The sequence below is a fragment of the Actinomycetospora lutea genome (assembly GCF_028737205.1).
GTDB lineage: Bacteria > Actinomycetota > Actinomycetes > Mycobacteriales > Pseudonocardiaceae > Actinomycetospora > Actinomycetospora lutea.
This window is the reverse complement of sequence record NZ_JAQZAL010000006.1, coordinates 1-18,642: the sequence shown is the minus strand read 5'-3', so window position 1 is coordinate 18,642 and position 18,642 is coordinate 1. Positions and strand designations below refer to the sequence as shown.

Sequence of the window (18,642 nt, the reverse complement as noted above, 5' to 3'; positions counted from 1 at the left end):
GAGAACATGTTCCGGTGGGAGGCCGACGGGGACGGCATCGTCACGCTGACGATGGACGACCCGACCGCCTCGGCCAACACGATGAACGCCAAGTTCGGCGAGGACTTCGCCGAGACGCTGCAGCGTCTCGAGTCCGAGAAGGACTCGATCACCGGCGTCGTGCTGACCTCGGCGAAGAAGACCTTCTTCGCGGGCGGCAACCTCGACGACCTCGTGAAGTACACGAAGGCCGACGCGCAGAAGGTCTTCGACCAGTCCCAGCAGATCAAGAAGCTGATGCGGCGCCTGGAGACCCTGGGCAAGCCGGTCGTCGCCGCCATCAGCGGCGCGGCGCTGGGCGGCGGCCTCGAGATCGCGCTGGCCTGCCACCACCGCATCGCCCTCGACGCCAGGGGCTCGAAGATCGGGCTGCCCGAGGTCACGCTCGGCCTGCTGCCCGGCGGCGGCGGCGTCGTGCGCGTCGTGCGCCTGCTCGGCCTGGCCGACGGCCTCATGAACGTGCTGCTGCAGGGCCAGCAGCGCGCCCCGCGGGCCGCGCTCGAGGCGGGCCTCGTGCACGAGGTCGTCGACAGCCCCGAGGAGCTGCTGTCGAAGGCCAAGGAGTGGATCAAGGCCAACCCGGAGGCCGTGCAGCCCTGGGACCAGAAGGGCTACAAGATCCCCGGCGGCACGCCGTCGACGCCGAAGTTCGCCGCGAACCTCCCGGCGTTCCCGGCCAACCTGCGCAAGCAGCTCAAGAACGCCCCGATGCCCGCGCCGTACCTGATCATGGACGCGGCCGTCGAGGGCTCGCAGGTCGACATCGACAACGCCGGCACGATCGAGTCGCGCTACTTCGCCGAGCTCGCCTGCGGCCAGGTGTCGACGAACATGACCCGCGCGTTCTTCTTCGACCTGCAGGCCATCAACAAGGGCGCCTCGCGGCCCGACGGCTACGAGAAGCACACCGCCCGCAAGGTGGTCGTGCTCGGCGCCGGGATGATGGGCGCGGGCATCGCGTACTCGTGCGCGATGTCGGGCCTGGAGGTCGTCCTCAAGGACGTCAGCCAGGAGAACGCCGAGAAGGGCAAGGCGTACTCGCAGAAGATCCTGGACAAGGCCGTCTCGCGCGGCAAGCAGACCCAGGAGAAGGCCGACGAGGTGCTCGCGCGCATCACGCCGACCGCCGACGCGTCGGCCGCCGCGGGCGCCGACCTCGTCATCGAGGCCGTCTTCGAGAGCCCGGACCTCAAGAAGCAGGTCTTCGCCGAGATCCTCCCGCACCTGGCGCCCGACGCCGTGCTGGGCTCGAACACCTCGACGCTGCCCATCACCGGGCTCGCCGAGGGCGTCGACCGCCCCGAGGACTTCGTCGGCCTGCACTTCTTCTCGCCGGTCGACAAGATGCCGCTCCTGGAGATCATCAAGGGCGAGAGGACCAGCGACGCCACGCTGGCCAAGGCGATCGACATCGCCCTGCAGATCAAGAAGACGCCGATCGTCGTCTCCGACAGCCGCGGGTTCTTCACCAGCCGCGTCATCGGCACGTTCATCAACGAGGCCGTCGCGATGCTGGGCGAGGGCGCGGCGCCGTCGTCGATCGAGCAGGCGGGCTCGCAGGCCGGGTACCCGGCCCCGCCGCTGCAGCTCATGGACGAGCTCACCCTGACGCTGCCGCAGAAGATCCGCCAGGAGACCCGCCGCGGCGTCGAGGAATCCGGCGGCACCTGGGTGGAGCACCCCTCCGAGGCGATCATCGACCGGATGGTCGAGCTCGGCCGCAAGGGCCGCTCGTCGGGCGCCGGGTTCTACGAGTACGACGAGTCGGGCAAGCGCACGCGGCTCTGGCCCGGCCTGACCGAGGAGTTCGGGGCCGCGCAGGGTGACCTGCCGTTCGAGGACATGCAGGAGCGCATGCTCTTCGCCGAGGCCCTCGAGACCGTGAAGTGCTTCGACGAGGGTGTCCTGCACACCATCGCCGACGCCAACATCGGCTCGATCATGGGCATCGGCTTCCCGGCCTGGACCGGCGGCGTGGCGCAGTACATCGACGGCTACCCCGGCGGCCTGCCCGGGTTCGTCGAGCGCGCCCGCATCCTCGCCAAGGCCTACGGCGACCGGTTCCAGCCGCCGGCCTCGCTGGTCGAGAAGGCGGAGAAGGGCCAGACCCTGCGCGGGGAGTGAGCCCTCGGCGTAGCCGGCAGGTCCGGCTGCGCGCGGTGTTCCCGAACGAACGGCGCCCTCGCTGCTCCCGAAGCAGCGAGGGCGCGTTCGTGTTCCGGGCCTGGGGGTGGCGGCGAGCGCGCCCCTGCGCACCAGCGGGACGGCGGCACACCCCCGCGAACGGCACCGTGCGCATGATCGAGAGAGCCGCCGCCCCGCCGAACGTGCCTCTCGCCCGTCTCTGCGACCGACGGTGCCCTTCGCTCAGAACGGCCGCGCACCCATACCGTCAGCGCTGACTGTCTCGTAGGCTCGCGTCGATCCGCGAACCACGAGGAGGACGAGGGCCCCATGGGTGTGCTGGACGGCGTCAAGGTCATCGAGGTCGCCGGGATCGGGCCGGGCCCGTTCGCGGCGATGATGCTCGCGGACATGGGCGCCGACGTGCTGCGCGTCGACCGGCCGGCCGGCGGGCGCGGGCTCTCGCTCGGCAACACCGACAAGGACGTGCTCGCGCGCGGGCGGCGGTCGGTGGCCCTGGACCTCAAGGCGCCCGAGGGCCTCGAGGTGCTCATGGACCTCGTGGAGACCGCCGACGTGCTGCTCGAGGGCTACCGCCCCGGGGTGGCCGAGCGGCTCGGGTTCGGGCCCGAGGACTGCCACGGCCGCAACGAGCGCCTGGTCTACGGCCGCATGACCGGCTGGGGCCAGGACGGTCCGCAGGCCTCGCGCGCCGGGCACGACCTCACCTACCTCTCGACGGCCGGCGTCGTCGCGCACATGCAGGGCCGCGACGGCGCGCCCGCGATCCCGATCAACCTCGTCGGCGACTTCGGCGGCGGCGGGATGCTGCTGGTGGTCGGCGTGCTCGGCGCGCTGGTGGAGCGGGGCGTCTCGGGGCGCGGTCAGGTGGTGGACGCCGCGATCGTCGACGGCGCCGCGCTGCAGATGGCGATGGTCTACGGGATGCGCGCGGGCGGGCTGTGGCCGAACCCCCGCGGCGGCAACATCCTCGACGGCGGCGCCCCGTTCTACGACCACTACCGCTGCAGCGACGGCGGGTACGTCGCGGTCGGCGCCCTCGAGCCGCAGTTCTACGCCGAGCTCATGACGGGCCTCGGGCTGCAGGACGAGGAGATCGCGGGCAACCAGTGGGACATGGGCCGCTGGCCGGAGTTCCGGGCGCGGATCGCCGAGGTCTTCGCGACCCGCACCCGCGACGAGTGGGCCGCCGACCTCGAGGCGACCGACGCCTGCGTCGCCGCGGTGCTCGAGATGGAGGAGTCCGTCGAGCACCCGCACAACAAGGCCCGGGGCCTGCACATCGACGCGTTCGGCGTCACCCAGCCGGCGCCGGCCCCACGCTTCAGCCGCACGCCCAGCGGCACGCCGACGCCCCCGGCCACGCCGGGCCAGCACTCGACGGAGGCGCTCGCCGACTGGGGCGTCGACCGCGACCGGATCGCGAAGCTGCAGGAGGCGGGGGTCGTCCACCAGACCTAGGCTCGACTCTTCGGCCGTCCGAACGCTCGCCCGAGGAGGCACCGTGATCCTGACGCCGGCCGGGGCGTGGCGCGCCGTGGGCAACATGCGCGCGCGGGTGCTCGAGGGGCCGCTGGCGGACCTGCGCCGCATGCCCCGCGCCGCGTTCGACACCGGTCCGGGCGACGTGGGCCCCGACGGGGTCGGGCGGGCACACGGGCTGGCGCGCGCCGGGTCGGTGAGCACCTACCGGTACGCGGTGCACCCGACCGCCCGGCTGCGGGGCTCGCCGGTGGTGCTGGTGTCGCCGCTCGGGGCCTGCGGGGTGGCGTTCGACCTGCGACGCGGCAACAGCCTCGTCGAGCACCTCGTCGGCGAGGGCCGGCCGGTGTACCAGATCGACGACGAGGACCTCATCGGCTACGGCGGGTCGATCACCCCGGGGCTCGCCGACCTCGAGCGCTGGGTCGACGAGATCCTCCCCCACGTCGTGCGGACGGTCAGCGCCGCGCACCAGGGCGCGCCGGTGCACCTCGTCGGCTGGTCGATCGGCGGCCTGCACGCGGTGCTCGCCGCCGCCGGCCACCCCGACCTGCCGCTCGCGTCGGTGACCGCGATCGCGACGCCGTTCACGCTCGCCGAGGTGCCGCCGGTGGTCGGCGCGCGCCCGCTGGCGATCGCCGCCGGCGGGCCCGTGCTCGCCACCCTGCAGACCCTGCTCGCGCTCATGCCGCTGCCGCGGCTGCTCCGCGCGCTCGGGCTCGGCTCGCTCGACGAGCTGCTCACCGCGCCGCTGACGATGGTCGCCCGCCTCGACGACCGCGAGTTCCTCGCCCAGCTCGAGGCCGTGGACGACCTGCGGGCCCTGATCGGCGACCAGGCCCGCTACATCGGCACCTACTTCCGCGCGATGGTGGCGCCCGAGGACCTCGAGGCGGGTCGTGTTCCCGTCGGCCACCGCGTCGTCGACCTCGCCGACCTGCGTCGGCCGGTGCTGCTCGTGGCCGGCGAGACCGACCAGGTGGTGCCGCCCCGTGCCGTCCGCGCGGGGTCCCGGCGCATCACCGGCGCGGACACCCGGCTGACCACGGCTCCCGGCGGCCACCTCGGTGTGCTCGCCGGCCGGACCGCCAAGAGCACGACCTGGGCGCGGCTGTGCGCGTTCCTCGACCGGCACGACGCCCCGACCACGGTCGAGGGCGGCAGCCCGACCGGACGCCGGGTCCTGCGTCCCGCGCAGTCCCGGCCGCGCGCGGCGGTCGAGCCGCTGCGCCCGACGCCCGCCGCGGCCCCCGCGCCCCCCTCCGCGCCGGCCGAGGTCGAGGACCGCACACCGCCCGAGGCCGCGGTCAGCGAGCCGCCGGCCCGGACCCCGGTGCGGCGCTCGTCGCGGCTGCCGGCGCCCAAGCGGGCGTCGCGGTCGCCGCGCCGGAGCTGACGCCGCGTCGTCTACTGTGACGACGTGGTTTCGTTGCGCGATGCCCGCCGGGATCGAGGGTGGTCGCAGACCACGGCCGTGGCGAGATTGCGGGAGCTGGCCGAGCGCGGGCAGGTCGACGTGGCCAGCGCCGCGAGCCTGAAGACCCAGCTGTCGCGCTGGGAGAACGGCACCGTCCCGGACGAGCCGTACCGCACGCTGCTCGCCGAGCTCTACGAGAGCGAGCTCGGCGAGCTGGGCATCGACGTCACCCCGCACTGGGAGCGCAGCCACGAGATCCCGGGGCTGCTCACCGAGATCCGCGACGAGCTGCGCACGCTGAACGACCTGCTGCGCGCGCGCGGCGGGGCCTGACGGCCCGCCCCGCTCAGGTCTGCGGGGGCCGCCCGACCACCCGCAGGTGACGACGCTCCTCGGGCGACTCGACCCGCGCGAGCACCAGCCCGAGGGCGGCGACCGACACGGTGCCCACGGCGGCCACGGCCTCCGCGGTCAGGTCGAGGACATCGGCCAGAGGGCGCAACGGCGCCAGCAACACGTTCACGAATCCCCTACGGCGTTCGGCGGTCCAGGACCGGGGCGAGAACCCTCACGACATCGCGGCATCGGTGCCGCGGGACGTCGGGGCCGCTCGCGAGCTCGCGCCCTCCATCGTGCCAGCCGCGCCCGGAGGCGAGACCCGCCGTCGCGGGAATTCACACGTCGGCCACAGGCGACTGCGTCGACCGGTCGATCCCCTGAGCCGATCGGCGCCGTCCTTCCGGTGATCGGCAGTGTCGATCGCCGCGCAGGCCGTGTCCGGCGACGGCTCCTACGGTACGGAGGTGCGCCATCGACAGCTCGGTACGAGCGACCTGCAGGTGTCCGAGATCTCCCTCGGCTCGTGGCTGACCTACTCCGGCGGCGTCGAGGCCGACGCGACGGCCGCGTGCACACGCGCCGCGTTCGACGCCGGCATCACGTTCTTCGACACCGCCAACGTCTACGGCCGCGGGGCCGCGGAGGAGGCGTGGGGCGGCATCCTCGCCGACTACCGGCGCGAGGACTACGTGCTCGCCACGAAGGTCTACTTCCCGATGTCGGACACCGACCGCGGCCTGTCGCCCGCGCAGATCCACAAGCAGATCGACGCCTCGCTGCGCCGGCTGCGCACCGACCACGTCGACCTCTACCAGTGCCACCGCTTCGACCCCGAGACGCCGATCGAGGACACGATGGAGGCGCTCGCCGAGGTCGTCCGCGCCGGCAAGGCCCGCTACCTCGGCGTCAGCGAGTGGACGCCCGACCAGATCCGCGCGGGCGTCGAGGCCTGCCCCGACGACGTGCGGATCGTGTCGTCGCAGCCGCAGTACTCGATGCTGTGGCGCGCCCCCGAGGAGGAGGTCTTCCCGACCACCGCCGAGCACGGGATCTCCAACATCGTGTGGTCGCCGATGGCCGAGGGTGTGCTCACGGGCAAGTACCGGCCCGGCGAGCCCGTGCCCGTCGACTCCCGGGCCGCGAGCGACGAGATGAACGGCTTCATCCGCCAGAAGCTCACCGACCGCACGCTCGAGGCGGTGCAGCGCCTGGTGCCGATCGCCGAGGGCGCGGGGCTGTCGATGGCCGAGATGGCGCTCGCGTGGGTGCTGCGCCGCCCGGAGCTCGCGTCGGCGATCGTCGGGGCCTCGCGCCCCGAGCAGGTGCACGCCAACGCGGCCGCGGCGGGCATCGAGCTCTCGGCCGACACCCTCACGGCGATCGACGAGGCCCTCGGCGACGTGCCGGTCACCGGCCAGCAGCTCGGTCCCGGCGCCTCGGCGACGATCACCCACCGCTGACCCCGGAGTGAGCGGAAGGGTCAGCGCGGCAGTCGCCGCCAGGCCCACCGGGGCAGCAGGCGCATCACGGTGAAGAGCACGCGCAGCGCGCCCGGCACCCAGACGACGTCGCGTCCGGCCGTCAGCGCGGCGGCGGTGGCGTCGGCGACCTGACCCGGCGTCGACGACAGCGGCGCCGGGTCCAGCCCGCTGTCGGCCGTCATGCGTCCGATGACGAAGCCCGGGCGCACGAGCGTGAGGTGCACGCCGCTGCCGTGCAGGGCGTCGGCGAGGCCGGAGGCGAACCCGTCGAGCCCGGCCTTCGCGCTGCCGTAGACGTAGTTCGCCCGCCGGACCCGGACCCCGGCCACCGAGGAGAACACGACGATCTCGCCGCGGCCCCGTGCCCGCAGTCGGGCCGCGACCTCGGTGAGCACGGCGACCTGGGCGACGTAGTCGGTGTGCACGACGGCGGCGGCGTGCGCGGCGTCGCGCTCGGCCCGCGCCTGGTCACCGAGCACCCCGAACGCGACGACGACCGTGTCGGGCACGCCGTGCGCGGCCTCGACCTCGTCGAGCACCGCCGCCTGGCCGGCGAGGTCGTCGGCGTCGAACTCGACGGTCGCGACCTGCGCGCCGGCGCCGCGGACCGCCGCGGTCTCCGCGCCGAGCTCCCCGGCGCGGCGGGCGGCCAGCACGACCGTTCCCGCGCGCCCGGTCGCGGCGAGGCGGCAGGCCAGCGCCACCCCGATCTCGCTGCGGCCGCCGAGGACCAGGACGACCGGTGGCTCGGGCACGCCCGCAGCGTAGGAGGTCCTCGCCCGATCCCGTCCGGCCCCGTAGCGTCTCGGCGAGGCGGACGGGAGGACGCGCGGTGAAGACGGTGCACGCGATGATCCCGCCCCACGCGCTCGACGCCGCGCGCCGGGCGCTCGAGCGGCACGCGGTGCTGGGGATGACGGTCGCGGAGGTCCTCGGCCCCGCCGGGAACGGCCAGCGGACGATCCAGCGCGGCCAGGTCGTGCAGGACAGCTTCGCGCCGTGCCTGCGCCTCGAGACGATCGTGCACGACGAGCTGGTCGACCGCGTCGTCGACGAGATCGCCGCGGCGGTGCACCCCGAGGGACGGCTCTGGGTCACGCCGCTGGATCTGGTGCTGCGGGTCCGGACCGGGGAGCGCGGCGAGGACGCGGTGTGACGGGGTGACCCGAGACGCCCAGTCGTGCCGACCGTCTGCCGCAGCGCCCGACCCGCTGGGCGGAACCCGCTGTCGCGGTGGCGCATGATCCGGCGAGGATCGACACTGCTCGGGGGAGAGCGCCATCGGACGGGTGATGGTGGGGGGTGAGGACGTCGGACGACACCGGACGGCACCGCCGCGGCACCGACGTCCTCGGATTCGAGCACGCGGCGCTGTTCTACGACGACGACGCGCAGTTCGTGGCGCGCATCGTGCACCACGTGCGCGAGGGCCTCGAGGCCCATGACGTCGTCGTCATCGCGCTGCCCGCCGAGCAGCTGGCCCCGATCCGCGAGGCGCTCGGCGGGGAGGCGCGCTCGGTGGTCCTCCAGGACGTGCGGCGGCTGGGGCCCAACCCCGCCCGGCTCGTCCCGGCGCTGTACCAGTTCGTCGACGAGCACCCCGGCCGGCGCATCCGCGCCGTCGGCGGAGGGCTGTGGCCGGACCGGCCCGCCGACGAGCGCGTCGCCTACCTGCAGCACGACGCGCTGACCAACATCGCGTTCGCCGAGCGGCCCGTCACGATGCTCTGCCCGTACGACACCCGCTGGCTCGACCCGGACACCGTCGCCGACGTCCGCGCCGCGCACCCCCTGCTCGCCGAGGGCGGCCTGTCCGTGCCCAACGCCACGTACGGCGACCCCGCCAAGCTCGCCGAGGCCGTGCTCGGGCCGCTCTCGGAGCCCCCGGACCTCGGCGAGACGCTGGTCTTCACCGCCCCGCACGGCCCCCGCGCCGTCCGCCGGGCCGTCGCCGACCACGCCGCGGGCGCCGGCCTCTCGCCCGAGCGCGTCGCCGACCTCTGCCTGGCGGTGCACGAGGTCGCCGTGAACACGGTGGTGCACACCGAGGGCCCCGGCATCCTCTCGCTCTGGCACACCGAGGACCGCGTGGTCGCCGAGATCCAGGACTCGGGGTACATCGCCGACCCGCTCGTCGGCCGCTACCCGCCCGCCGCCGCCGACGGCCGGGGGTACGGTCTGTTCCTCACCCACCGCCTGTGCGATCTCGTCCGGCTGCACAGCGCCGAGGACGGTGGCACGACGGTGCGCATGACGATGTACCAGGACGGGCTGCCCCGCTAGGTTCTGCCTCCTCGCGACATCCGAGGGGCCCGCCGTGGACGACGCCGACCTGCACACCGCCATCGAGTCCGAGCGGCTCCGGCTGGCCGACGTCCTCGACGAGCTCGCCCCCGAGGAGTGGGCGTACGCGACGCTGTGCACCGGGTGGAACGTGAAGACGCTGGTCGCGCACCTGACGTTGACGTCACGGCTCTCGCGCCCCGCAGCGCTGCGCGGGGTGGTCGCCGCCCGGTTCGACATCAACGCCTTCATCGACCGCGCCGCCCGCGCCCGGGCCGCGCAGTACTCCGTGCCCGAGCTGATCGCCCAGTTCCGCCAGTCGGCGGGGTGGACGCGGCGGCCGATGGGCGCGAAGCCGATGGACCCGTTCGTCGACATCCAGGTCCACGGCCAGGACCTGACGCGCCCGCTGCGGCGCCCGCTCCCGATGGCACCGGACCACGCGGTGCCCGCGCTCGAGTTCGTGCTGTCGACCTCGTTCTACGGGGCCCCGAAGCGGGTGGCGGGACTGCGCCTGGTCGCCACCGACACCGAGTGGTCGCACGGCACGGGCGGTCGTGAGGTCCGCGGCCCGGCGGGCGACCTGCTCCTCGTGGCCACCGGCCGGCCCGCCGGCCTCGCCGCCCTCGACGGCGACGGCGTCGCGGACCTCGCCGCTCGCCTGTAGCGGGCCGGCCCGGCGGAGCATGCCGAGCCCGTGGGTGCACGCGGGGTCCTCGACCCGGACCGCAACACCCTCTCGCCGGCGCAGTCCCCGTGACGGGATCCGGCGCGCGCTCACCCGTCGTGACCGTGTCCGGCGGGAGGCGCGAGCACGTCGAGGACCGTGAGGGTGACGGCGCTCGCCCCCTCGTCCACGAGGTCGAGGAGGTCGGCGACGACGCGGCGGCCGGTCCGGAGCATCAGGTGTCGAGGGCCGGCGGGCCGACCTGTCGACAGGCCTCTGCGACCGTCGTCCACTGCTGGCGCGCCTCGGGGTCGTGCGTGAATCTGCTGTCTACGACCACCTGGTCTCGGGCTGGGGCGTGGCCGCGTTGTACGTCGTCCCTGGCCGGCCCACGACGTGACCCCACCGGTGGCATCCCCGCCCCCGGACGCCGGGGTCGGCGCCGGTCAGGGCTGGAGGGGTGTGGTGTCGGCCTTGACGGCGTCGCGGTGGCCGAGGGGCTGGGGTGGGCCCTGGGTGGTGTCGCGGGCGGTCTGCTTCTCGGCCTCGGCGTTGATCTCGGCGCCGAGCAGCACGATGTAGGCGCTGAGGTAGAGCCACAGCATCAGGACCACCACCCCGGCCAGGGTGCCGTAGGTCTTGTTGTAGCTGCTGAAGTTGTCGATGTAGACGCTGAACGCGACGCTGCCGAGGAGCCAGAGCACGGTGGCCACGGTGGCGCCCAGGCTGACCCAGCGGAAGCGGGGGGCGTCGCGGTCGGGGCCGAACCGGTAGACCACGGCCAAGATGACGGTCAGGATCGCCAGCAGCAGCACCCAGCGCACGATCTGTGCGAGGACCCGCCCGGCGAGGGGCAGCCCGTCGAGGACGATGGGGGCCACCACGACCAGCGCCACCGCGACGAGGACGAAGACGATGCCGCCCAGGGTCAGGGCCAGGGCGGTGCCCCGCAGCTTGAGGAAACCTCGGGTCTCCTGCTCGTCGTAGGCCAGCGTGATCGTGTTGATCAGGGTCTGGGTGCCGCTGGAGGCGCTCCACAACGCGGCCAGCAGCGCGACGACGAGCCCGACACTCAGCGTGCTGCCGCCGCCCTGGCTGATCGACATGAGTTGATCGGCGATCAACGGCTGGGCCGTGGACGGGAGCACGGTGGTCAGCCCCGAGAGCTGGCCGGCGACCTCGGCGGGGTCGGCCACCAGCCCGTAGAGGGTCAACAACGCGATCATGGCGGGGAACAGGGCGAGGAACGCGAAGAAGGCCACGGCCCCGGCCAGCACGCTGATGTTGTCGGCGCTGCCCTCCTTGACCGCTCGCCGCACGATCTGGCGCCATCCGCCGGCGGGAATCTGGGTCGGGGACTCGGCGTCGATCCCCGGCGCGGCGGCTGGGACATGCGCCGGGGAAGGTCGGGTTCGACCGCGGGTTCGCTCGCTCACCGGCGGGCTATACCCGCACGGGAAGCCACCCATCCTGGCTCGCCGGTTGAGGTCGACCACCGCGGCGCAGTCGATGATCTCCATCGGCCGCGACCCCGCCAGCGAGCGGCGTCGAGGGAGGAGAGCATTGATGTTGTCGTCGCGCGGCGCGCCCCGCGAGTCGCCGACTGATGGTGTGCTGAGCCGGGACGGGACCACGTCTTCGTACGTGGGGAAACGGCGCCCACGGTGTCCCGCTGGTGATCAGCAACGGGCTCGGGGCACCGCCCTCGGCCTGGCTCCGGCTGACCGGGGCCGACTGCGGGTTCGCGGCGGTGTCCCGCAGAGGCCGCCGAGGGTGCGATGTCCGTCCAATAGCCGCGACGCCTCGCGGTAGTGGTCGGCCGGGCTCTTCACGCGTCCTCCTCTGCGCAGCGTCTACCGCGCGGGTCATCGCACGACCTCCTCAGCTGCGGTTGAGCACCCAGACATGGGTGGAGAGGGCGGTGGCGAACGCGGTCCAGGCGGCGTAGGCCGCGATCGGCGCGGCCTTCGCGCCGCGCACGCACACCGAGCGCCTGGCCAGGTCGGCGCTGCTGGCCGCCAGCACGCCGGCTGCGACCGCTGCGGTGCCGAGCCGGCGGCGGTTGAAGAACAGCCAGGACCAGCCGGCGTTGAGCACCAGATTGGTCGCCAGCGCCACGATGTACGCGCGGCGCTGCTGGCGCTGACCGCGCCGCTCCATGTCGCTGAGCGTCGATGCGGACACTGCGGCGATATCCGCGTACAGGATCGGCCACACGATCGGGAACGTCTGCCGCGGGGGTTGGTACGGGGGCTTCTTCAGCGCCTCGTACCACACCGATTGCGCCGGCCTGCTCGCCAGCCCGCCGATCACAGCGGTCGCCGTCACGGCCAAAGCGGTGGGAACGAGTGTTCGTGCCTTCACGTGCCCTCCTCCGAATTACCGACGATCACGCGGGCGCCGCTCATCTCCAATGAGCCGTGGTTGCGGGCTCCGCTGTCGATGGTCGTCGCGCCCGGTTGGATGGGGGTCCGGGGATGCGGCGCGATTCTCGCGGCCTTGCCTCCCTGTTTCGTGGGGGTTTTCGATCCAGTCGCCGCGGGCGCTGCGAACAGCCAGGACGGCGCCGGCCTCGATGCGGATCCCGGGCTGCGTCGCCACCTTCCCGCCGACCTTGACCCGGCTCTGGGCGATGAGCCAGGCGGCGTCGTCCTCCGACCAGGCGAGGTTCCGCTGGACGAGCTCTTTGCCCAGGCGCGGATGGGCCTTCTCCCAATCCTCCTGTCGTTGCCGCTCAGTCCGTGCAGATCTTGCACGTCGTAGCTGCTCAGCTTTAAGTCGCTGCTCAGCCGCTTGACGCTGCTTCTTCTCGACCGACGAGTCGTGCGTCTCCAAGCCCATCGTTAGTCACCTCTCAGAGGCCCTATGGCGACATCTACGAGGCAACGCCACTGCGCCTGCCCGTGCAGGGGTCCAAGGGCCCGGGACCGTCAGGTCATCCGGAACCCCCGTGCGGCTCGGCCGTCACCTCGGCCGCCAAGCTCGGCGTGTTCGTTGCCCGCCTTCTCCCATGCGCATGAGTGGTTCATAAAGCTGGGAGTGTCGGTCCGGCTTAGCTCGGCGGCCCGAAGGAGGAGGCCATGGTGCCGAGCTTCGCTCCTCCCGGGCGGGATCGTCACCGACCGGCGCGACGAGGTCGGTGGCCGTTCTCGGGGTTCTCGGTCATGGCTGGTTCCCGCCTCCCCCGGGGGACACCCCCGGAGCCTCAGGACCAGTTCCGCCTCTCGTCGGACAGACCCGTCGCCGGGGGCCAAGGACGCCGAGGCGCTCAGGGGTGCCGGTGCAGGTGCTGGAGGTTGCCGCGGGCGGCGAGGGCGGCCGCGAGGGCGTGGGCGTGGCGCTCGATGGCGGCGCTCTTCTCGCCGATGACTCGTTGCGCCGCGCTGCCCAGAAGCTCAGCGGCTCTGGCGAGATCGTGCAGGACGTCATCGGCCGAGCGGTAGGGGTCGACGTCAGAGGGGCAGAGCGTGCGGCCGTGCTCGTCGAGTTCCACGAGCGCCTCGACCGCTCGGCTGGCCGGTGCGATGCTGTCGCTTCGCGCGTTCATGGCCTGCCATGGTGCGCGCCGAGCAGACCCGCGTCGCCCCTTGTCGCCGTTGGTGACCAAGCTGTTGCCATGGACACCCCGCAGCGCTCGTACTTCCCGGATTGGCTGCTTGAGCGTCGCCGCCGCGCCGAAGCCGCCCTGACCTCGGTGGTGGCCACCTGCTACCTGCTGGGCGTCTCGACTCGGCGCATGGAGAAGCTGGTCGACAGCCTCGGGATCACACGGTTGTCGAAGTCGCAGGTCTCCGCGATGGCCGCCGATCTCGACGAGCAGGTCGCGGCGTTCCGGACCCGCCCGCTCGACGGCGGCCCGTACACGTTCCTGGCCGCCGACGCCCTGGTGCTCAAGGTCCGCGAGGCCGGCCGGGTCGTGAACGTGACGCCCTGATCGCCGTGGGCGTGAACGCCGACGGGCACCGCGAGCTGCTCGGCCTGCAGGTCTCCAGCGCCGAGGACGGCGCCGGTTGGCTGGCGTTTTTCCCTGACCTGGTCGCCCGCGGCCTCTCGGGCGTGGCCCTGGTGACCAGCGACGCCCACGCCGGACTCGTCGAGGCCATCGGAGCCTGCCAGCCCGGCGCCGCCTGGCAACGATGCCGCACCCACTACGCGGCCAACCTGAATGGCGGTGACCCCGAAGTCGTCCTGGCCGTGGGTGAAGGCGCTGTTGCACTCGGTCTACGACCAGCCCGACGCCGCCTCGGTGCACGCCCAGTTCAACCGCGTCCTCGACGCCCTCGAGACCAAGCTCCCGCAGGTCGCCGCACACCTCGACCGAGCGCGCGCCGACGTGCTCGCCTTCACCGTGTTCCCTCGAGAGCTCTGGCGGCGGGTGTGGTCGAACGGCAGGTGTGGTCGAACAACCCAGGAACGGCTCAACCGCGAGATCCGCCGGCGCACCGACTTCGTGGGCATCTTCCCCGACCGTGACGCACTGATCCGCCTGGTCGGCGCCATGCTCGCCGAGCAGCACGACGAATGGACCGAAGCCCGCCGCTACCTCGGTCTCGAGCTCCTCGCCCGAGCCCGCACCGCCACCACGCCCGACACCACCGAGGAGGCCAGCACCGACATCGTCCCGGCGCTCAGCGCCTGACCCGACCAGAGGATCACGCGAACAACCGCGCTACACCACCTCCCGGGGCTTGACCACCAACCCGCGCATATCAGCCTGACCGCGCGTCGCGCCGACACGCCTCCACCCACCCGGCCCTGCCGGACCCACAACGTCCTGACCAGCCACGATGCCTCACATCGCGGGCGCTGATCCCTGCCTACTTGAAAGGGACGCCCTCCATATCAGCTGTACTGACTGCGCGCGGCCGAGACGAACCGCACACCGACGTCGTCGGCGCTGCGGTGGCGCCGTCTGGATCGCCTCGGCCCTGTGCAACCTCGCGGCGACGCCCACGTGTCAGGATGGCGGCGATCTTCGACTTGAACAGCCGCGCGGCCCGGTCCGGTCTCTGGCCCGTTCGAGTAGCTCGAGCGCGTCGGGGTCGGCGAGCTCGAGCTTTGGCCGCGTCGGGAGTTGCTGACCCGCCGGCCGTTACCAGCTCCGACCCTCCCACCAACGGGCCGGCAGCCCCCGCAGCGGGGCGGCGACCGTTCTAGGTGTGCGGCCGGCCACGCCGGGCCGGTGACGGTTTCACCGAAGGCGACGGCGAGAACCCATTGTGTGCTCGGTGACGCGCCCTGCCGACAGGAGTTGAGCGTCCCGACCGTGTTTACCGAGGCAAGCCGACCCTGCGCCCCTCGGGCTCCCCCGATGCGTGCCCCTCGTGGGGGCTGGGAGACCACTCCATGAGCACAACCATCACCACGACGACCGAAACGACCGGGACCACGGCGCACCTGTCCGACGCTGATGTCGAGGCGTTGGGTGCGGAGCTCGATGCGATCCGCGCGGGAGTCATGGACGACCTCGGCGACGACGACGCCCGCTACATCCGTCGGGTGATCGCCTGGCAGCGCGGCCTGGACGCCGCCGGCCGAGGGATGCTGCAGTTCTCGCTGCTTCCGCCCGCCTGGCTGGGCGGCACCGCCGCGCTGTCGCTGGCCAAGATCCTGGAGAACATGGAGATCGGCCACAACGTCCTGCACGGGCAGTGGGACTGGATGCACGACCCCGAAATCCACTCCTCCACCTGGGAGTGGGACTCCGCCTCATCGGCAGAAGGCTGGAAGTACTCCCACAACTACGTCCACCACACCTACACCAACGTGTTGGACAAGGACCGGGATCTGGGCTACGCGGTGTTCCGGGTGGACCCCGAGCAGCCCTGGAAGCCGTGGCACCTGCTCCAACCGTTGATGAACATCGGCCTGGCCGCCGGGTTCGAGTACGGCATCGCGATCTACGACCTTGAACTCGAGGAGGTCATCGCCGGGCGCAAGCCCTGGGCGCAGGCCAAGGACGATCTCGGCGGGCTGTGGCGCAAGATCCGCGGTCAACTGCTCAAGGACTACATCGGTTTCCCCCTGCTCTCCGGGCTGGCCGCCCCCACCACCCTGCTGGGCAACCTGACCGCGAACATCACCCGCAACGTGTGGTCGCACGCGGTGATCTTCTGCGGGCACTTCCCGGCCGGGGCCGAGACATTCACCGAGGAGCAACTCGACGGCGAGAGCCGCGGCCAGTGGTACCTGCGCCAGATGCTCGGTTCGGCCAACCTCGACGGCAGCCCGCTGATGCACCTGATGACCGGCAACCTGTCCCACCAGATCGAGCACCACCTGTTCCCCGACATGCCCTCCAACCGCTACGCCCAGGTCGCCCCGAAGGTCCGCGCGCTCTGCGAGCGCTACGGCCTCCCCTACACCAGCGGCCCGCTGCACAAGCAGTACGCCAACGTGCTGGCCACCATCGCCCGCCTCGCCCTGCCCGGGGGCGCGGCCGAAGCAGGCGACGCCGCAGACCCGGCGCCGACTGTGCCCGCGTCCGACGACGCATGCACCCCGCTCGGGGTCGGCGCAGCCTGAGCCCGCTGATAAGGGCGAGCACCAGGAGCGGGATCGTCCTGGTGACGGTGCGGATGTCGGGGGCTGCGGCGGCGACGTCGAGCGTGCCGCCCACGAGGGTCACCAGGAAGTACACGAAGCCGGTGTCGATCGCGGGGTGATCGTTGGCCGCGAGCAGCGGCGTCACCGTCTACAACAGATCGCCACCGATATCGAGGCGTTGCGAGCAGGTCAGTGGGCGCGGTGGTAGGCGTCGGTGACCTCACGGGGGATGCGGCCCCGGCGGGACACGGCCATGCCCTGCTTGCGGGCCCACTCCCGAAATCGACTTCCTCTGACTGAACCGCCGACTTGTATGTCTCCTGGGACGCGGAAGGTAGTTGATCTAGCGTCCTCTGCTGGAGCGCTGGCCGGTCTGACTCGTGAATCGCCTGCCGCCTTCGGGCTGGCTGTCCCGGGGTTGGTCGCGCCGGCCGGCGTTCCAGGCCGTGGTCTGACTCAACAGAGGTGTGTCCGGAGCTTCGGCGCTGGAAGTCGGCATGTCGTCCGCGGTCCCCGCCCAGGTCGTCGAGCGAGAGGTCGGTCCACGTGGTCGTCATCGGGGTCGATCCCCACAAGCGCACGCACACCGCCAGCGCACTCGAGCCGGGCACGCACCGGGTGCTCGACAGCATCGAGATCGAGGCGACCCTGGCCGGTTATCGCCGTCTGCTGCGCTGGGCGTCGAGATTCGACCAGCGGCGGTGGGCCGTCGAGGGCGCCCGTGGGTTCGGCCGGCACCTGACCGGGTGGCTGCTCGCGCGGGGCGAGCTGGTGCACGACGTCCCGAGCACCGCCACGGCGCGGGTCCGTGAGCTCTCTCGGGGTGGGCGTCGCAAGAACGACGTCATCGATGCCGCCTCGGCGGCCAGCGTCGCCCTGCTCGCCGGCGACGCCAACCCGGTGCGCGGCGAGGACCTCACCACGGTGCTGGGCCTGCTCGACGAGCGTCGCGCGAACCTGGTCGCCCAGCGCACTCGCTCGGTCAACCAGCTCCACGCCCTGCTGCGTGACCTCGTGCCCGGCGGGGCCCGCAACGCCCTCACCGCGGCCGCTGCGGCCAAGGTGCTCGCCGGGCTGCGCCCGGCAGGCCCGGTCGAGGCCACTCGCAAGGCCATCGCCCGTGACCTCGTCGCAGAGGTCCGCGACCTCCACGCCCGGATCAAGAAGGTCACCGCAGAGATGTTGCACGTGCTCGCCGAGCACGGCACCCGGCTCACCGAGCTCGACGGCGTCGGGCCGGTGGTCGCCGCCCGGCTGCTCGGGCGCACCGGTCATGCCCGCCGCTTCGCCAGCGCCTCGGCGTTCGCGAACTACGCCGGGGTCGCTCCGGTCGAGGTCGCCAGCGCCCAGAAGGCTCGCCACCGGCTGCCCCGCGGCGGGGACCGCCAGCTCAACCTCGCGCTGCACGTGGTCGCGCTGACCCAGGTGCGGATGCGCGCCAGCGCCGGACGCGGCTACTACGACCGCAAGATCGGCGAGGGCAAGACCCACAACGAGGCCATGCGATGCCTCAAACGGCGCCTCGCCGACCGGGTCTGGCGCACCATGATCGCCGACGAATGGCGAGCAGGGGCGGGCCCGGGAGGACACTCGGGGGCGGCTCTGTCGTCAAGCGCGGCTGGCTCAACCCCGAACACCAGCTCTTCGGACAGTCACTTCCCGGACCCGCCGCCACTGAGCCTACGACTTCAGATCCAGCCGCTTGACAGACACAGAGGAACCCCGGCGTGTCCGGAGAGCTTGGGGTGTCCCGGGTTCCGCGGAGTCGGGTAGCTGGAAGCTTCAGGCCACGACGATCTTGCTCTGGTTCTCGAACTCTATCGGTGATCGCCAGCCCAGCGCGCTATGTCGGCGGCGCCGGTTGTGCCAGATCTCGAGGTACTCGAAGATCGCGTTGGCCAGCTCGATGCGGGTCTTCCACCGCCGCCGGTCCAGCAGCTCGACCTGCATCCGCGACCAGAACGACTCGATCACCGCGTTATCGAAGCAATCCGCGATGCTGCCCATCGACGGCAGCAGCCCCGAAGCCTTCGCCCGGTCGGTGAACGCCCAGGACCCGAACTGCGTCCCCCTGTCGGAGTGGATCACCGCTCCCGCCGGCGGCGTGCGGGAGTCGATCGCCATCCCCAGCGCGTTGGTGACCAGCGCCGCGGTCGGGGACGCGTCGATCGACCAGCCCACGACCCGCCGCGAGTACACATCGAGCACGACTGCGCAGTACACCTTGCCCTCCCGGGTGGGGT

General features: G+C 72.5%; 19 protein-coding genes and 1 pseudogene. 11 read left to right on the top strand and 9 right to left on the bottom strand.

The window, feature by feature from the left end; all coding sequences use genetic code 11:
* Positions 1-6: 6 nt before the first annotated feature.
* The 4 genes from PHK61_RS08495 to PHK61_RS08480 all read left to right on the top strand — a co-directional run bounded on the left by PHK61_RS08495 (position 7) and on the right by PHK61_RS08480 (position 5,416).
* A complete protein-coding gene (locus PHK61_RS08495) occupies positions 7-2,163 on the top strand; it encodes a 3-hydroxyacyl-CoA dehydrogenase NAD-binding domain-containing protein (protein ID WP_274280704.1) in 2,157 nt (718 codons plus the stop codon).
* Between the two features lie 330 nt (positions 2,164-2,493).
* The gene (locus PHK61_RS08490) at positions 2,494-3,645 is read left to right on the top strand and encodes a CaiB/BaiF CoA transferase family protein (RefSeq protein WP_274280547.1); all 1,152 of its coding nucleotides are present in this window, start codon (positions 2,494-2,496) and stop codon (positions 3,643-3,645) included.
* A 43-nt stretch (positions 3,646-3,688) separates the two neighbouring features.
* Entirely contained in the window at positions 3,689-5,062 is a 1,374-nt protein-coding gene (locus tag PHK61_RS08485; protein ID WP_274280546.1) for an alpha/beta fold hydrolase, read from the top strand.
* Positions 5,063-5,140: 78 nt separating this feature from the next.
* On the top strand, positions 5,141-5,416 hold the full coding sequence (locus PHK61_RS08480) for a hypothetical protein (RefSeq protein ID WP_274280545.1): 276 nt from the start codon (positions 5,141-5,143) through the stop codon (positions 5,414-5,416).
* 13 nt (positions 5,417-5,429) lie between these two features.
* Here the strand turns inward: PHK61_RS08480 and PHK61_RS08475 are convergent, their stop codons facing one another.
* The gene (locus tag PHK61_RS08475) at positions 5,430-5,606 is read right to left on the bottom strand and encodes a hypothetical protein (RefSeq protein ID WP_274280544.1); all 177 of its coding nucleotides are present in this window, start codon (positions 5,604-5,606) and stop codon (positions 5,430-5,432) included.
* A 280-nt stretch (positions 5,607-5,886) separates the two neighbouring features.
* On the opposite strand from PHK61_RS08475, the gene PHK61_RS08470 reads away from it, so the two are divergent.
* On the top strand, positions 5,887-6,882 hold the full coding sequence (locus PHK61_RS08470; RefSeq protein ID WP_274280543.1) for an aldo/keto reductase family protein: 996 nt from the start codon (positions 5,887-5,889) through the stop codon (positions 6,880-6,882).
* 20 nt (positions 6,883-6,902) lie between these two features.
* Here PHK61_RS08470 and PHK61_RS08465 read toward each other — a convergent pair whose 3' ends face one another.
* Entirely contained in the window at positions 6,903-7,658 is a 756-nt protein-coding gene (locus tag PHK61_RS08465; RefSeq protein ID WP_274280542.1) for a decaprenylphospho-beta-D-erythro-pentofuranosid-2-ulose 2-reductase, read from the bottom strand.
* A gap of 77 nt (positions 7,659-7,735) precedes the next feature.
* Here PHK61_RS08465 and PHK61_RS08460 point away from each other — a divergent pair, with 77 nt between their 5' ends.
* The 3 genes from PHK61_RS08460 to PHK61_RS08450 all read left to right on the top strand — a co-directional run bounded on the left by PHK61_RS08460 (position 7,736) and on the right by PHK61_RS08450 (position 9,853).
* Positions 7,736-8,059, top strand: coding sequence for a P-II family nitrogen regulator (locus tag PHK61_RS08460; RefSeq protein ID WP_274280541.1), 324 nt, complete (start codon positions 7,736-7,738; stop codon positions 8,057-8,059).
* Between the two features lie 146 nt (positions 8,060-8,205).
* Complete coding sequence (locus tag PHK61_RS08455) at positions 8,206-9,186, top strand: sensor histidine kinase (RefSeq protein ID WP_274280540.1); 981 nt, start codon at positions 8,206-8,208, stop codon at positions 9,184-9,186.
* Positions 9,187-9,220: 34 nt separating this feature from the next.
* Positions 9,221-9,853, top strand: coding sequence for a maleylpyruvate isomerase family mycothiol-dependent enzyme (locus tag PHK61_RS08450; protein ID WP_274280539.1), 633 nt, complete (start codon positions 9,221-9,223; stop codon positions 9,851-9,853).
* Positions 9,854-9,963: 110 nt separating this feature from the next.
* On the opposite strand, the gene PHK61_RS08445 is transcribed toward PHK61_RS08450, so the two are convergent.
* From PHK61_RS08445 to PHK61_RS08425, 5 genes are all read right to left on the bottom strand, one after another.
* Positions 9,964-10,089, bottom strand: a complete 126-nt coding sequence (locus PHK61_RS08445; protein ID WP_274280538.1) for a hypothetical protein — start codon at positions 10,087-10,089, stop codon at positions 9,964-9,966.
* Between the two features lie 210 nt (positions 10,090-10,299).
* Complete coding sequence (locus PHK61_RS08440; RefSeq protein WP_274280537.1) at positions 10,300-11,172, bottom strand: YihY/virulence factor BrkB family protein; 873 nt, start codon at positions 11,170-11,172, stop codon at positions 10,300-10,302.
* Positions 11,173-11,734: 562 nt separating this feature from the next.
* Positions 11,735-12,217 (bottom strand): TspO/MBR family protein, encoded by a 483-nt coding sequence (locus PHK61_RS08435; RefSeq protein WP_274280536.1) that lies wholly within the window; start codon positions 12,215-12,217, stop codon positions 11,735-11,737.
* 15 nt (positions 12,218-12,232) lie between these two features.
* The gene (locus PHK61_RS08430) at positions 12,233-12,694 is read right to left on the bottom strand and encodes an Hsp15 family protein (RefSeq protein ID WP_274280535.1); all 462 of its coding nucleotides are present in this window, start codon (positions 12,692-12,694) and stop codon (positions 12,233-12,235) included.
* A 427-nt stretch (positions 12,695-13,121) separates the two neighbouring features.
* Positions 13,122-13,400, bottom strand: a complete 279-nt coding sequence (locus tag PHK61_RS08425) for a hypothetical protein (RefSeq protein WP_274280534.1) — start codon at positions 13,398-13,400, stop codon at positions 13,122-13,124.
* A gap of 87 nt (positions 13,401-13,487) precedes the next feature.
* Here PHK61_RS08425 and PHK61_RS08420 point away from each other — a divergent pair.
* Positions 13,488-14,492: pseudogene (locus tag PHK61_RS08420) on the top strand (IS256 family transposase); the annotation flags it as partial.
* Between the two features lie 707 nt (positions 14,493-15,199).
* On the top strand, positions 15,200-16,378 hold the full coding sequence (locus tag PHK61_RS08415) for a fatty acid desaturase family protein (RefSeq protein WP_274280533.1): 1,179 nt from the start codon (positions 15,200-15,202) through the stop codon (positions 16,376-16,378).
* A 210-nt stretch (positions 16,379-16,588) separates the two neighbouring features.
* Here the strand turns inward: PHK61_RS08415 and PHK61_RS08410 are convergent, their stop codons facing one another.
* The gene (locus PHK61_RS08410) at positions 16,589-16,714 is read right to left on the bottom strand and encodes an Lsr2 family DNA-binding protein (RefSeq protein ID WP_337993946.1); all 126 of its coding nucleotides are present in this window, start codon (positions 16,712-16,714) and stop codon (positions 16,589-16,591) included.
* A 231-nt stretch (positions 16,715-16,945) separates the two neighbouring features.
* Here PHK61_RS08410 and PHK61_RS08405 point away from each other — a divergent pair, with 231 nt between their 5' ends.
* Positions 16,946-18,172, top strand: a complete 1,227-nt coding sequence (locus PHK61_RS08405; protein WP_274280532.1) for an IS110 family RNA-guided transposase — start codon at positions 16,946-16,948, stop codon at positions 18,170-18,172.
* A gap of 9 nt (positions 18,173-18,181) precedes the next feature.
* On the opposite strand, the gene PHK61_RS08400 is transcribed toward PHK61_RS08405, so the two are convergent.
* Positions 18,182-18,642: IS3 family transposase (locus PHK61_RS08400; protein ID WP_274280531.1), on the bottom strand; the 461-nt coding region annotated here is incomplete at its 5' end.

Excerpts from the sequence above, each read along its gene's own strand:
- PHK61_RS08490 (WP_274280547.1), top strand. The coding sequence starts at position 2,494 with ATGGGTGTGCTGGACGGCGTCAAGGTCATCGAGGTCGCCGGGATCGGG.
- PHK61_RS08445 (WP_274280538.1), bottom strand. The coding sequence starts at position 10,089 with ATGCTCCGGACCGGCCGCCGCGTCGTCGCCGACCTCCTCGACCTCGTG.
- PHK61_RS08430 (WP_274280535.1), bottom strand. The coding sequence starts at position 12,694 with ATGGGCTTGGAGACGCACGACTCGTCGGTCGAGAAGAAGCAGCGTCAA.
- PHK61_RS08495 (WP_274280704.1), top strand. The coding sequence starts at position 7 with ATGTTCCGGTGGGAGGCCGACGGGGACGGCATCGTCACGCTGACGATG.
- PHK61_RS08415 (WP_274280533.1), top strand. The coding sequence starts at position 15,200 with ATGAGCACAACCATCACCACGACGACCGAAACGACCGGGACCACGGCG.
- PHK61_RS08425 (WP_274280534.1), bottom strand. The coding sequence starts at position 13,400 with ATGAACGCGCGAAGCGACAGCATCGCACCGGCCAGCCGAGCGGTCGAG.